This window comes from Caloramator sp., from assembly GCF_020054765.1.
In the GTDB taxonomy this organism is placed as follows: domain Bacteria; phylum Bacillota; class Clostridia; order Clostridiales; family Caloramatoraceae; genus Thermobrachium; species Thermobrachium proteoclasticum.
Window position 1 is genome coordinate 58163 of sequence record NZ_JAIHAO010000002.1, and the last position, 14943, is coordinate 73105.

General features: G+C 32.9%; 10 protein-coding genes and 1 riboswitch. Of the genes, 2 read left to right on the forward strand and 8 right to left on the reverse strand.

The window, feature by feature from the left end; translation table 11 throughout:
• Window positions 1-12: 12 nt before the first annotated feature.
• The 5 genes from JG776_RS01280 to JG776_RS01300 all read right to left on the reverse strand — a co-directional run bounded on the left by JG776_RS01280 (window position 13) and on the right by JG776_RS01300 (window position 9370).
• On the reverse strand, window positions 13-3594 hold the full coding sequence (locus JG776_RS01280; RefSeq protein WP_291964032.1) for an NAD(P)-binding protein: 3582 nt from the start codon (window positions 3592-3594) through the stop codon (window positions 13-15).
• Between the two features lie 16 nt (window positions 3595-3610).
• Window positions 3611-5365, reverse strand: a complete 1755-nt coding sequence (locus JG776_RS01285) for an NADH-quinone oxidoreductase subunit NuoF (RefSeq protein ID WP_291964101.1) — start codon at window positions 5363-5365, stop codon at window positions 3611-3613.
• Window positions 5355-5891, reverse strand: a complete 537-nt coding sequence (gene nuoE, locus JG776_RS01290; RefSeq protein ID WP_366934178.1) for an NADH-quinone oxidoreductase subunit NuoE — start codon at window positions 5889-5891, stop codon at window positions 5355-5357. Before nuoE ends, JG776_RS01285 begins: the two co-directional genes overlap by 11 nt.
• A 210-nt stretch (window positions 5892-6101) precedes the next feature.
• Window positions 6102-7268 (reverse strand): iron-containing alcohol dehydrogenase, encoded by a 1167-nt coding sequence (locus JG776_RS01295; RefSeq protein WP_291964033.1) that lies wholly within the window; start codon window positions 7266-7268, stop codon window positions 6102-6104.
• A 182-nt stretch (window positions 7269-7450) separates the two neighbouring features.
• Window positions 7451-9370: a sigma 54-interacting transcriptional regulator gene (locus JG776_RS01300; RefSeq protein ID WP_291964034.1), complete on the reverse strand. Its 1920-nt coding sequence runs from the start codon at window positions 9368-9370 to the stop codon at window positions 7451-7453.
• A 180-nt stretch (window positions 9371-9550) separates the two neighbouring features.
• A riboswitch (Fluoride riboswitch) is annotated at window positions 9551-9610 on the forward strand.
• A 57-nt stretch (window positions 9611-9667) separates the two neighbouring features.
• Between JG776_RS01300 and JG776_RS01305 the strand changes: the two genes are divergently transcribed.
• Together JG776_RS01305 and JG776_RS01310 are read left to right on the forward strand one after the other, a co-directional pair.
• The gene (locus tag JG776_RS01305; protein WP_291964035.1) at window positions 9668-10990 is read left to right on the forward strand and encodes a voltage-gated chloride channel family protein; all 1323 of its coding nucleotides are present in this window, start codon (window positions 9668-9670) and stop codon (window positions 10988-10990) included.
• Between the two features lie 361 nt (window positions 10991-11351).
• Window positions 11352-12176: a response regulator gene (locus JG776_RS01310; protein WP_291964036.1), complete on the forward strand. Its 825-nt coding sequence runs from the start codon at window positions 11352-11354 to the stop codon at window positions 12174-12176.
• Between the two features lies 1 nt (window position 12177).
• Here the strand turns inward: JG776_RS01310 and JG776_RS01315 are convergent, their stop codons facing one another.
• From JG776_RS01315 to JG776_RS01325, 3 genes are all read right to left on the reverse strand, one after another.
• Window positions 12178-12723 (reverse strand): DUF5317 domain-containing protein, encoded by a 546-nt coding sequence (locus JG776_RS01315; RefSeq protein ID WP_291964037.1) that lies wholly within the window; start codon window positions 12721-12723, stop codon window positions 12178-12180.
• Between the two features lie 3 nt (window positions 12724-12726).
• Window positions 12727-14004: an HD-GYP domain-containing protein gene (locus tag JG776_RS01320; RefSeq protein WP_291964038.1), complete on the reverse strand. Its 1278-nt coding sequence runs from the start codon at window positions 14002-14004 to the stop codon at window positions 12727-12729.
• 230 nt (window positions 14005-14234) lie between these two features.
• Window positions 14235-14852, reverse strand: a complete 618-nt coding sequence (locus tag JG776_RS01325; protein WP_291964039.1) for a hypothetical protein — start codon at window positions 14850-14852, stop codon at window positions 14235-14237.
• Window positions 14853-14943: the final 91 nt, after the last annotated feature.

Genomic DNA, 14943 nt, shown 5'->3' on the forward strand with positions numbered 1-14943 from the left:
TGCAGGGTTTTATCATATTTTTATGTTGTTTTTATGTGCAAAGTTATAAAAATCCTTTTCAACAGTATCATAAACCTTTTTATCGTGGAACATAATATTATCCTCTTTGAAGATAAGTACAGATTTTTTGTCCTCTGTATTAAATCCATCTGTGTGTAGCACCTGTACTCCCTTTGAACTATTTAGTGGCACAAATACATTTTGAAGTTTATCATACACCTTATTAAATCCTTTGTAATATGGTATTTCTTTAGAAATATTTTCTACTATATCCTCAATATTTTTAAGTTGGATTCCAAGATTATATGCAAGTTTTAAGAATATACATAGGTTATCTGTTCCTAATAAAGGTTCGATGGCTCTATTTAATTTTTGTACCTTTCTACAAGAGTTAGTATAGGTTCCGCATCCTTCAGCAGAGCTTGCAATTGGTATCACTATATTTGAGTGTTTAGTAGTATCTGTTGTAAATAGGTCAAAGGTAGCAAGAAGCTTTAAATTCTTTAGTACATTAGAATATTCATTATAAATATCTTCACCAATTACAACAAGTCCCTTTATTTGTCCCTTTTCTACTTCTTTTAAAATTTCATCTCCAGACATATTGATTCCCATATCAATAAAGCCCTGTGTATTTGCCTTTGAACGAAGTAATATTATACCGCTGTGAGGTTTACCAACCTTTTTGCATAAAGATAGAGCATCTGCTAAAAGCATAAGGGAGGCTTCACTTGTAGTGTCCTCATCAACTACTATTATGGTCTTTTTAGCTTGTGCGTAGATATTGGCAAATTCTTTAGCCTCGGTAGTTACTGTGACATCATTAACAAATTCCTTTAATGCATCAAAGTTATTGCAACTGTTCTTTGCTTCCTTTTCATTTATATATTCCTCGATAAGTGATTTTATAAATCCCTTTAGGAAGTCTAAATTATTGTCAACTTTATAGAATTTGTTTGACCATTCTTTAATTCTTGAATCGTTACTATTTATTGAAACAAGTTTTACTTTATTTGCTGCATTTTTTAATCTTGTAGCAAAGGCAGGATGGTTTTCAGCTACGTCTCCGAAGGATACAATAAGTTCAGTACTAAATAGTTCATCATAACTGTTTGTTGATGCATCATAACCAAATATCTTTTCAAGTACGGCATTTTTCATTGCCATAGAACCGATATATTTTGTATTTAACTTATCAGCAATTTTTCTTAAAACAAAGGCCTCTTCATTTGTAAATTTAGGTGAAACTAAAATACCAATGCTGTCTTTTCCATACTGTCCCTCTATAAGTTTTAATTTCTTAGAAAGAAGGGATAGAGCTTCATCAATGGATATCTTACTCTCTGCATTTTCATAAAAGACAAATGGAGTTTTAAGTCTTAAATTGCTATTTATATGTTTAGTACCAAATCTTCCTTTTGCACAAAGAACCCCTGCTTTTTCTTTGTTTGGAAGAGTCTTAAATACTAAATCTCCCTTTGATTGATAAACAACCTCACAACCAGCACCACAGTAGCTACATATTGAATGTGCTTCATCAAATTCTACAGGAACTTGCTTATTTACAGCGGCTCTATCTATAAGTGCTCCAGTTGGACAGACATCTACACATTGACCGCAGGAGATACAGGAGCTTTGATTTAGGGGTAGGTTGAATTCAGGTATAACCTCAGAATTAAATCCTCTTCCCTTAAGTCCAAGGGCAGTTATACCTATAACTTCTTCGCAGGTTCTGTAGCAGAGACCACATAAAATACATTTGTCAGGGTTTCTTAAAATGAAAGGATGAGTATAATTTAAATCCCTCTTATGCTTTTCGCCCTTTATTCTATCTACCTTTATGTTGTATTTTTGTAGATAGTTTACTAATTTACATTCAAAATAGTCGTGACAGCCACATTCAAGACATCTTGAGGCTTCTTTGATTGCCTGTTCTTCAGTCAAGGCCTTTGAAATTGGTCTAAAGCTTATTTTTCTTTCACTGCTTGGGAGCACATATTGTTCCTGTCTTTCTTCCCTACTATACTTTTTAAAATCCTCTTCAGTTAAATCATCTTGAACTATGTAGCAGGGGTTTGGAACAGAAACCTCCTCTCCCTTTAAATAATTATCTATAACATAGGCAGCATTTTTACCCTGTGCAATTGCTTCTATTGCAATTTTAGGACCTGTTACTGCCTCGCCACCAGCAAATATACCCTCCATACTTGTTTTAAAGTTATTTGGATTAACAGAAATAGTTCCCCACTTTGTAGTTTCAAGTTCCTTCACGCATTCGGGGTTAACCTTTTGTCCTATTGCAGAGATAATAAGGTCTGCCTCAAAGGTAATCTCATCCCCCTCAATTGGAATAGGTTTTCTTCTACCAGATTTATCAGGTTCTCCAAGCATCATCCTTTGACATCTTATAGCCTTTGCTCTTTTTCCGTCCCCAATAATTTCTATAGGAGCAACAAGGAATGTGAACTCAACTCCTTCTTCTTCAGCCTCTTTAACTTCAATCTCTTCAGCAGGCATTTCTTCCTTTGTTCTTCTGTATAGTACTTGTACACTTTTTGCACCAAGTCTTACAGCAGTTCTTGCTACGTCCATAGCAGTATTACCGCCACCTATTACTACAACCTTATCTCCAAGGTATATAGGTTGTGAAAGGGTTGCTTTTCTTAAAAATTCAATTCCTCCAATAACTCCATCTAATTCTTCACCAGGACAGTTAAGAGGAGTGCTTGCCCAGGCACCTATGGCTATAAATACTGCATCATAGTTCTTTTTAAGATATGATAGTGTAATATCTTCTCCAAGCTTTGTGCCACAGATTATTTCAACACCCATTTTAGTTAGAGTATTTATTTCTGCATCAAGAAGTTCCTTTGGAAGACGATATTGAGGTATTCCATATCTTAACATTCCTCCAGGATGTGGTTGTGCTTCATATATAACAACCTTATGCCCCTCCATTGATAGAAAGTAGGCACAGGATATACCAGCAGGACCTCCACCTATTATTGCAACTTTTTTCCCAGTTGAAGGCTTTACTTCTGGGACAAAGGGCCCCTTAATTACATCAATTTCTCCTATATATCTTTTTAAATCTGCAATTGCAATAGGTTTATCAACCTTACCACGCCTGCATTCGCTCTCACAGGGATGAGGACAAACTCTACCTATACTTGCTGGTAGGGGAATAACCTTTTTAACAAGTTTTATAGCCTCATCATATTGACCGTTGGCAATGAGCCCAACATAACCTTGGCAGTCGGTATGTGCAGGACAGGCAATAACACAAGGAGGCCTACAATCTCCTCTGTGGTCAGAAGATAAAAGTTCGAGGGCTGTTTTTCTTGCAGAAATCGTACGTTTTGTGTTTGTTCTTATTATCATTCCATCTGATGGGAAGGTTGAACAGGCACGAACAAGCTTAGGGCTTCCTTCAACTTCAACAACACAAAGGCCACAGGAACCATAGGGCTTTGTGTTTTGGCTGTAGCATAGGTTTGGTATATCGATGCCATTTTCAAGAGCAATTTGAAGAATGGTTTTATCATCGGTTGTAGTAATTTCCCTATTATTTATATTAACCCTTATTAAAGACACATCTATCACTCCCTTTTTATTCAGTATAAATAGCATTAAACTTGCAAGTTTTTATACAGTTTCCGCATTTAATACATTTATCTTGAGCTATTGTATGCACTTTTTTTCTTTCTCCAGAAATTGCAGAAGTTGGACAACTCTTTGCACACATTGTACATCCAACACACTTTTCAGCATCAATTTTATATGATAAGAGTGCTCTACATTGCTTTGCAGGACATTTTTTATCGTTAATATGGGATAGATATTCATCTTTAAAATATTTTAGTGTTGTAAGGACAGGGTTTGGTGCTGTTTGACCAAGTCCACATAGTGAACCATCCTTAACGCTGTAGCAGAGTTCCTCAAGTATTTCAATATCTCCAACTGTTCCCTTTCCCTCTGATATATTGTTTAGTATTTCAAGCATTCTTTGGGTACCTATTCTACAGTAGATACATTTTCCACAGGATTCTTTACAAGTAAAGTCAAGGAAGAATCTTGCTATATCCACCATACAAGTTGTTTCATCCATAACTATCATACCACCAGAACCCATAATGGCACCTGTACTGTTTATTGATTCATAGTCAACGGGAGTATCGAGGAGTTCCTTTGGAATACATCCTCCAGATGGGCCACCCATCTGAACAGCTTTAAATTCCTTATCCTCTTTAATTCCTCCACCTATTTCATATATGACTTCTCTTAAGGTCATACCCATAGGTACTTCAATTAATCCACCACGCTTAATTTTACCTGCAAGTGCAAAAACCTTTGTTCCCTTACTCTTTTCTGTTCCATATTTTGCAAACTCCTGTCCTCCATTTTTGATTATCCAAGGTACGTTTGCATATGTTTCAACATTATTTATGTTGGTTGGCTTGCCAAAGAAACCTGATTGTGCTGGGAATGGTGGCTTTAGTCTTGGCATACCGCGTTCTCCTTCAAGGGAGGCTATAAGGGCAGTTTCTTCGCCACATACAAAGGCACCAGCTCCCATTTTAATCTTAAGCTCAAAATCAAATCCTGAATTTAATATGTTCTCTCCAAGAAGATTTTTTTCCTTTGCTTGTTCTATAGCAATGTTTAATCTCTCAATAGCAAGAGGATACTCAGCACGTACATAAACAAAGCCTGTATGTGCACCTATTGCATAGGCAGCAATTATCATTCCTTCAATAAGAGAATGAGGGTCTCCTTCAATTACGCTTCTATCCATAAACGCACCAGGGTCTCCTTCATCTGCATTACAAACTATGTATTTCTCGTCACCCTTTGAAGCTCTTGCTGCATTCCATTTAAACCAAGTTGGGAAACCTGCACCACCTCTTCCTCTTAGACCAGATATTTTTACTTCTTCAATTACCTCCTCTGGAGTCATTTGGCTAAGTGCCTTTTTTAGGGCAGAGTAGCCACCAGCCTCAATATAGTCTTCAATGCTCTCGGGGTTTATGATTCCACAATTTCTTAAAACAATTCTAACCTGTTTTTCAAGTTGTGGGTGAGGCTTCTTGTCGGTTGAAACTATGTATTTTTCAATAGGTAATCCCTTTAAAATATGTTCATTAAATATTTCTTCTGCCATTGATGGACTTACATTAGCATATGTATAGGTTCCATTATCATCTATAATATCAACGATTGGCTCAAGATAACACATACCTATACATCCCGTTGTTATTATTTCAATGTTTTTGTTATTTTCCCTTAAGAGCTTTTCAAATATATTTTTAATTTTTCTACCTCCAGCAGCAATACCACAGCTTCCAAGCCCAATTCTAATTTTCATCGGAGTCTTTCCTCCCTTCCTTTTCATATATATCCCTTATAATCTTTTTTGCACTATCTGGTGTTAGGTTTCCATAAGCCTCGCCGTTTATCATAATTACAGGTGCAAGACTACAGCAACCAAGACAGGCAACATCCTCAAGTGTAAATAATCCGTCCTCTGTTGTTTCTCCAGGCTTTATATTAAGTTCTTCGCATATTGCTCTGCTAACTTCTTTGGAACCGTTGACGTGACAGGCAGTACCTTGACATTGAAGAATTATATATTTTCCAGTTGGGTTTAATCTAAATTGAGCATAGAAGGTTGCAATACCATATATCTTTGCTCTTTTACTTCCAGTTCTTTCAGCAATAAGGTTTAGGGCACTTAGTGGGAGGTAGCCGTATAATTCTTGTGTATCTTGAAGTATGCTGATAAGGCTTGCACTTTGTCCTTCGTATTTTTTAAAAATAGGTTCCATTAAACTTAAATCAACCTTTTTATCGTCGAAATTTAATGATAATTTTTCTTCACAGGAACAACTCACATCCATTCCTCCTTCTTTATATAGTTAGCATTTTAAGTTGGGACTTTAATAAGTTGGACAATTTATAAATACAGAATATTCAAAACAACCACAATTTTATTTTGTCACAAAAAATGCTCCACTTCAAATATTTATTTTTTAACAGAGCGATAAAATATCCTTTTAAATTCATTAAGCTCTCAAAAGAGAGCTTAATGAATACAACTTATATTAAAAATCAATGTCTTTTCCTTCGTATATGTATTCAAGAACCTTTTCCATAGTAGCATCATCTATTGGTCTTGGGTTAGAACCTGTACAAGCATCAAGAACTGCATTGTGTGCTATTGACTTAACATTTGCTCTAAAGTCTTCTTCGCTAACTCCATATCCCTTTAATGATAGAGGTATATCCATACTTCTATTTAATTCTCTAATCATTTCAACAAGTGCATTGACAAGTTCATCTTCATTATTTCCTGAAAGGTTTAGAGTCCTTGCTATTTTTGCATATCTATCCTTACATTCCTTTGCGTTGTATTGAATTACGTATGGTAGATATATTGCATTTGCACATCCGTGGGGTATATGGAAAACAGCACCAGTCTTATGAGCAATAGAGTGTGTTATTCCAAGTAGAGCATTTGAGAAGGCCATACCAGCAAGACATTGTGCATAGTGCATTTGTTCCCTTGCTTCCTTATCACCATTAAAGGACTTAACAAGATTATCCTTAATCATAACTATTGCGTGCATAGCAAGTGGGTCTGAGAATGGTGATTTTTGTGAAGCTACATAGGCTTCTACTGCGTGGGTTAGAGCATCCATACCAGTGTGAGCTGTAAGTGACTTTGGCATTGTTTGTGCAAGTTCTGGGTCTACTATTGCAATATCTGGTGTTATATTAAAGTCAGCCAATGGATACTTTATCTTTGCTTTGTAATCAGTTATAACTGAGAAGGCAGTAACTTCAGTTGCAGTTCCACTTGTTGAAGGAATAGCAACGAATCTTGCCTTATTTCTTAACTCTGGAAGTCCAAATGGAACAACTGCTTGTTCAAATGTAAAATCAGGATATTCATAGAAAATCCACATAGCCTTTGCAGCATCGATTGGAGAACCACCACCAACTGCAACTATCCAGTCAGGCTCAAATTCTCTCATTATTTCTGCACCCTTCATAACTGTTTCAACTGATGGGTCTGGTTCAACGCCTTCAATAAGCTTTGTTTCAAGGCCAGCTTCGTGAAGATAGGCTTCTATTTTATCAAGGAAGCCAAATCTCTTCATTGAACCTCCACCAACAACTATAACGGCTTTTTTACCTTTTAGATTTTTTAATTCTTCTAATGAGTTCTTACCAAAGTAGATGTCTCTTGGTAATGTAAATCTTGCCATAGGATCCCCCTCCTTTAATTTTATCTATAGACTAATAAGCAAATAGCGTGCCAAGTTAGTTATTTAACAAACACAACTAATTTTAAGGATAAAAAAATAGCAGATTTAATCTGCTAAAAAATAGGACAGTTTTATAATTCATAATTGTCCTATTTTTTAGCAATGTAATAAAATAGGACAATCTAAATTGTTATGTTGTACTTTTTCATCTTTAAATATAGTGTATTTCTACTTATATTAAGTATCTTTGCACATTTTGAAATGTTGTTGTCATATTTTTTTAGGCAACTTATAATTGCTCTTTTTTCAATTTCATCAAGGGGGCCAATTAAATCATCTGAGATTGTATTATGCTTACTTATTTGAGTATTTTGGTTTTGAGTATTTAAGCTTTCAAATTTATTCATCAAAAACTCTATATTTCCACCAAAGTTTACTGCACTCTCAATAAAATTTTCAAGTTCCCTGATGTTGCCTAACCAGTTGTAGGAGAGCATTTTATCATAAAGTATAGGACTAAGTTTAGGAATTGGTTTTCTAAGCTTTATTGACTTTGTTTTAAGAAAATGTTCTATTAAAAGAGGTATATCCTCCTTTCGTTCACGTAAAGGAGGAAGAACAATTGGAATTACTGATATTCTGTAGTATAAGTCTTCCCTAAATCTTCCTTCCTTGACCTCCTGCAGTAGATTTTTATTTGTAGCAGCGATTATTCTAACATCAACGTCAATATATTTATTTCCCCCGATTCTTGTTATACAGCCCTCCTGCAGAACCCTTAATAGTTTTACCTGCATATCAAGGGGCATCTCGCCAATTTCATCAAGGAAAAGTGTTCCACCATTTGCAAGTTCAAACTTACCAGGATTGCCTCCACGCTTTGCACCAGTAAAGGCACCTTCATCGTAGCCAAATAGCTCACTTTCTATTAGATTTTCAGGTATTGCACCGCAATTTATTGCTACAAAACCAAAATCACGCCTACTGCTATTGTTATGGATTGCCTGTGCAAGTATCTCCTTACCTGTTCCGCTCTCTCCTGTTATAAGTATTGTAGAAGGGCTGTCGGATATGCTTTTTGAATATTCTATTATCTTATTCATATTATTACTTCTATATATAATATCATCAAATGTATATCTTGCCTTCATACCTGTATATTTATTTATTAGGTTATATACGTTTTGAATGTTTTTAAAGCTTAAAACAGAGCCAATTATACATCCTTTTTCATCTTGGATTGAGTGAAGACTAATAATATATTTTTGTGACTTTCCTTTTATTCTAAAATAAATTTCTTCATCTATTATCTTTTCCCCTGATAATATGCGTTTATTTATTTCCTGCCATTTAGGTAGAATTTCTTCAATGGGTCTCTCCATTAAATCTTCTTTAATACAGTTAAACATAGAACAGGCTGATTCATTTATATTTTTAATCAAACCATTTTTACTTAGGGCAATTATACCAAAGTTTATAGATTCAATTATTGTGTTTAGATATTGATATGTTTCCATTAACCTGTTGTTTGCTTCTTCGCTTTTGATTTGATTCTCTATTGAGCGAACAGCTGCAACAACAAGTCCCAGCGTATGGGGGTGTACAAGATGACTATTTCCAGTTAGGTTTAATGTTCCTATAATTTCTCCCTTTGTATTGTGTATAGGTGCAGCAGAGCAAGTCCATCTATGATACGCTGTTATAAAGTGTTCCTTTGCAGAAATTTGTATAGGCATATCCTCCTTTATTGCAGTTCCCATAGCATTTGTTCCTATGCTATTTTCATCCATATAGGCACCAACCACCATATTTAATTCCTTTGCAGCAGCAAGGATATCCTTATCCCCTATAGTGCTTAAGATACATCCTTCATTATCTGTCAATACAATAAAAAAGCCTGAACCCTCCAAAAAGTCATATAGTATTTTAATAAAAGGAGATGCAATTCGTATAAGGTCTTTGTTCTTTTTCATTAGCAAAGGGATTTCTTCCTTTGTCAATATCTTTTTAGGATAGATTCTATCAGTTTCAATTCCATATTTATTTGAACGTTCGTGGGACTTTTTGATTATTTCTTCGTGATTTTTATTAGTGCTTTTCATACGGCACCTCCAATATAAAAAATACTTATATTTTTATTCTATAATTTTACAAACTCTTTGTCTATAAATTAACAATATTAAAAAATGGTAGTGATTTAAATATATAATTCTAATAAATTGCCTATAATAAATAAATTTATGTAAAATCAATACTTGATAACTATATTTTGTTTTGCTAAAATATGAAAAGGTGATGGAGTTCACCTTTAACCGCCTTTGGCTAATGACTCCTACAGAAAATTTTATTTTCTGTAGGAGTTTTTTTGTTTAGGGCATAATAAAATAAGGAGGGTTAATATGTTTAGAAAATTATCAAATATAGTTAAGAAACTTGATCATTTTATTTTAACTATATCTTTATTAAAATGGTTGTTTTTAAGCAGTATAGTTGGGGTAATAATGGGTGTTTTGTCGGCTTTGTTTTTAAGAAGTTTAAAACTTGCTACAGACTTAAGGGAGGCAAATCCTTGGCTCTTATTTTTACTCCCTTTAGCAGGTGTTTTTGTTAGTTTTTTATATAGTAGATATGGTAAAAATTCTTCTAAGGGAAATAATCTTATAATAGAACAAGCCTACTATGGTGATAGAGAAATTCCTCTTAGGATGTCTATATTGGTATTTGTAGGAACATTTTTAACTCATTTATTTGGAGGTTCAGCAGGAAGAGAAGGTACTGCTGTGCAAATGGGAGGAAGTATATCAGAATTTATAGGTAGACTCTTTAAATTAGATAAGCACGATATGAAAATAATTTTGATGTGCGGGATAAGCAGTGGCTTTGGTTCTGTTTTTGGAACACCACTTGCAGGAACAATTTTTGCAATTGAGGTTATAGCAATAGGATATATGTATTATGAGGCACTTATTCCCTGCTTTATATCAGCATTTGTTGGTGATTATGTTGCAACATTAGTTGGAGCAACTCATTCACATTATCATATATTATCTATACCAAGTATAACACCTGTAAATGTAATAAAGGTGATTGTAGCGTCAGCATTTTTTGGACTTATGAGTATTGTATTTAGTGAAGGGGTACACATATCAAAATCTTTATTTAGCAAGATTACAGATAACCCTATGTTAAAAAGCTTTATAGGAGGATTTGTAGTAATAGTATTAGTATATATATTTAATACAAGAGAATATTTAGGATTAGGATTGCCTACAATTAAAGAGGCATTTGAAGGTAATGTTTCTAAATATAGTTTTATATTAAAGACTCTTTTTACATCGGTTACTTTAGGAGCAGGCTATCAGGGAGGAGAGGTAACACCAATATTCTTTGTAGGTTCAACATTAGGAAATGTGTTATCAGATGTACTATTTATGCCAGCATCCTTTTTGGCAGCTTTAGGGCTTATATCAGTGTTTTGTGGGGCAACTAATACACCAATATCATCTTTTATATTAGGTATAGAGATGTTTGGAAGCAATGGTGTAGTATTTATGTTTATTGCTTGTATTGTAAGTTACTTATTTTCAGGACATCACGGAATTTATACGTCTCAAAGAGTGTATAGAAGTAAGAGTAGACTCTTGAATACCTATAATGAGAAGACTTTAAAAGATATAAGGGAAAACAAGGTTAGAAGGGTATTAACAAAGGGAGAGCAATAGCAATATAAAAATTTACGTGTTTATTAAAGATAAATAAAGTAATTACAAGTTAGAAAAAATTATGTGGTTGCAACAGGAAGAGATGTTACTTCTACAATAATAGGAATATATTAAACATCTAAAACAACTGTATGGATAAATTGATGATAAAATGAACCTTCTGTAGAAAAATTGCTTTCTATAGAAGGTTCATTATTTTTATGTTTTTTTAATTGAATTATTTAAAAGTAAATTAAATATGAGTGGTGTTTATTACAATTATTTAATCCAGAATAAGGATTGATAAAGACAAAAGGGTGATATATCATATAGTTAAGTCTTTTATTTTAAAATTATGAAAATGAATAGATGGGGGATTAAAATGCAAAACATCAGAAGAAAGAATATATTACTTGTAGATGACTCACATCTTGTTCAAATTACAATAAAAAAGACATTAGAAGCAGAGGGGTATAATATTGATGTTGCAGTTTCTGCCGAGGATGCCCTGCAGCATATAAAGTCAAGGGAAAAACCATATGATTTGATAATTACCGATATTCATCTTCCACAAAAGGATGGTATATACATTATAGAAACTTTAAAAAACAATGAAATTTATGCTATGCATAAATTAACTCCAATTATGATATTATCTTCTGATGCAACTTCAGCAACAGTTAGAAGAGCAATAGAAAAGGGTGCCAAGGAATATTTAAATAAACCCTTTACATCAAAGGAATTGATAAACAGAATAAAAAAGCTTTTATTAGACACAGAGGAGAACCTGTATGCTTTGTTATCAGAGAGTCTTCAGGAGGAGATAGAGAGGGCAAAGCGAGGAAATTATGAAGTAAGTTTAGTTATTGCAAGTAAAGAATACTCTGATGGATTAAATATAGAGGAGACTGTTAGGGAGATAAAGGAAGCTCTAAGAAAATTAGATACTATAATAGAGCTTGGTAAATCAACTATTGCATTGGTGCTCCCTTTTACCAATAAAAATGGGGCAGAAGTTGTTGTAAATAAAATAAGGACTATATTAAATGATAAATGGTATTTTGGCATAACAAATTTTCCAAATGAATGCCGAACAGTAGAAGAACTTTATAAGGTTGCAAAACAGAGAATAAATGATGAAATAAATAAGGAAATTAGGGAGAAGGAAAAAAATAAGGATGAAAATAAAGAAGAGATGAAAAAGTAAGCTACTTTTTCATCTCTTTTATTATGTACCATATAAGCCCTATAGAAATAAATATATCGCCTATGCTTATGACGTAGTGCCTAAAATGTTTTAATGGTATTACATCGCCTAAGAAAGGTAGAAGTGTGTTGGAATTTTGGATAATATATAATCCTTCAGATGATGCCATAGTCTCTTTTACTTCATTTATAGAAGATATTATTCCTGCTTTAACCATAGCTTCAGGACTTACTGGCATTGCACCACCATTTAAAAAGATGGCAAGTGCATTTAATATTATTCCTATACCTATTACTAAAAAGGAATAGTCTTTTCTGTTTTTATATATGAATAATAAAATGAGTATATATTGGGTCAAATAAAGTATATATGTTATATTTCCCCTTGATAATAACCCTTTTCTAACAAGGGTAAACAGAATAAATTCAATAGAAAATGCTATAACAGCAAGATAGGGTGCCTTAATTTTTTCAACATCAATATTTTTTATATTTCCTTTAAGTAGAAACCCAACTAAAATACCAATTAAAAGTGCCGTTAAAAACATATCCTAACCCCTCATATTACATAGATTTTCTCTTTCGCATATTTTTAAATATATGTCAACAACTTTAGGATGAAATTGAGTTCCTCTACATCTTAAAACTTCTTCTTTAATTTCCTGTGTATTTAAAGAATTTTTGTAAACTCTCTTTGCCTGCATAGCATCAACTGAATCGGCAAGTTGAAGTATATAAACGTCTATACTAAGCTCGTCCCTTTTTTTGCCGTCTGGATAACCAGCACCATCATACCTTTCGTGGTGGTGTCTAACAAGTTCAGGAATATTTCCAATTCCTTTAATATCTTTAACAATGTCGTATCCAATTGCAGGGTGTTCCTTTATTTTTGCATATTCCTCTTCAGTTAATTTTCCAGGCTTATTTAAAATATAATCAGGTATACCTATTTTACCAATATCGTGTAGATAAGCAGCAAGTTCTAATTCCTCTATATGGCTTTCGCTGTAACCAAGCTCCCTTCCGATTGCCTTTACTATATCTGCAACGTTTCTTGAGTGTCCTTCTGTATATTTATCTCTCATTTCAAGGGCATTCATAAGTACCTTTATAGTTTCTTGATATTTTGTTTTAGATTCAATATAGAGCATAAATGTATAGCGAGCAAAAAGGATGATTATAGTTACTACTAAGATACCTACTATATTTGAATTTTTATAAAGGTAAGCAAGGAAATAACCTAAAGGAGCCATTGAAAATATGTTTAAAAGACCAAAATTAACATTATTTAAGTATAACTTTAAAAAATTGTCTTTTGTAATAAAAGACATAAGTATAGAAATAATTAAAGAATTAATTAATAAGAATGTTATAGTAATTAGTAGAAATTTAAAAAAAGCGTAATAAACAGGATTTTCCACTTTATTAATTATTACATTTGTTAATTTTGATGAACAAAAAATGGAAATTATAATATTTGATAAATTAAACAAAACTTTATAAAAAGGCATATTTAATATACTGTAGTATTTATTATTAAATTTATATACTCTAAAAATAACACCTAACGATATTATAATAATTGCTGTAAATGCATCAAATAAGTAAATACATGCAAAGGTAATTGCGAATCCAGCACTTACTGATAATTTATTAAAAACAACAGGGAATGATTCAGCAACCACAGATAAAAGGGAAAATAGGAAAAAACCTGTGGTGGATATATCTAATATATCATTAGTATTTCTATTTAAATAAGAAAAAAATAAACTTAAAAAGGAACATATATATATAACTACAAGATATACTTTAGTTCGTTTATTTAACATGTTTTACCTCCTTGACTAAAAATAAAAGGCCGATTTTAATTAATGCCAGAAAAAGTGTGAACCACCTGCTAAAACAAGTGTTAAAAGAGCAAGAATTGCAGGTAAGAATTTCTTCATACGTATCACTCCTTCGCGTTTTTGGGCTAACAGGTCTCCGCTATACGCCTGTTGCATAACTCCGCTTAGGATAAAAATAATTAAATCGGCCTTTTTAACATATTATTAAGTTTTTAAGAGGTGATTTTTTGAATTACCCTGTTGATAGCATCAAGTGTTGCTCTTGCGATTGTTTCATTTACATCATTTTTAACAAGTGCGGAACCTACTAAAACTTCTTCAGTTCCATATAACAGGGCATTTACTATTACAGTAACAACAGATATATCATTACTTGTGTTAATTAGCACATCCTGAACATCAAATATGTATTCCTGTCCTAAGATTGTTTCCACTGCCTTTAATGTAGTTTTTGATACTAATTTCTTTTTATTTATTGATGTGTTGATTGCCACATCTTCTACTGTATATTCATTATCATCATACATAAGCGTTACACTGCATTCTAAAGTGTTTAACTGATTCTTTAGTTGAACGCTGTTGAATTTAACCCTTTTATTAGATATTACATCCTCTGATTGAATAGCTGCAATACTTATTTTATTTCTATCTATCTTAATATCAAACATTGCATAAAGTGCTGATTCAATATCCCTTAAAATTTGTTTCGGTGATTTTAATGTATTTGCTAATATGTGAACTTCACTAATTTCATTATTTTCTTTTACAACCTTTGATTTAATAACACCTTCAATTTTGTTAATGACATCCTGTATAGCTAAAACGTCCATATATGTACCTCCGTTTACAAATATTATCATAACATACAATATTTTAAAAATCAACAAAATTTTATGAAATAAAATTTTGTTTATATCAATT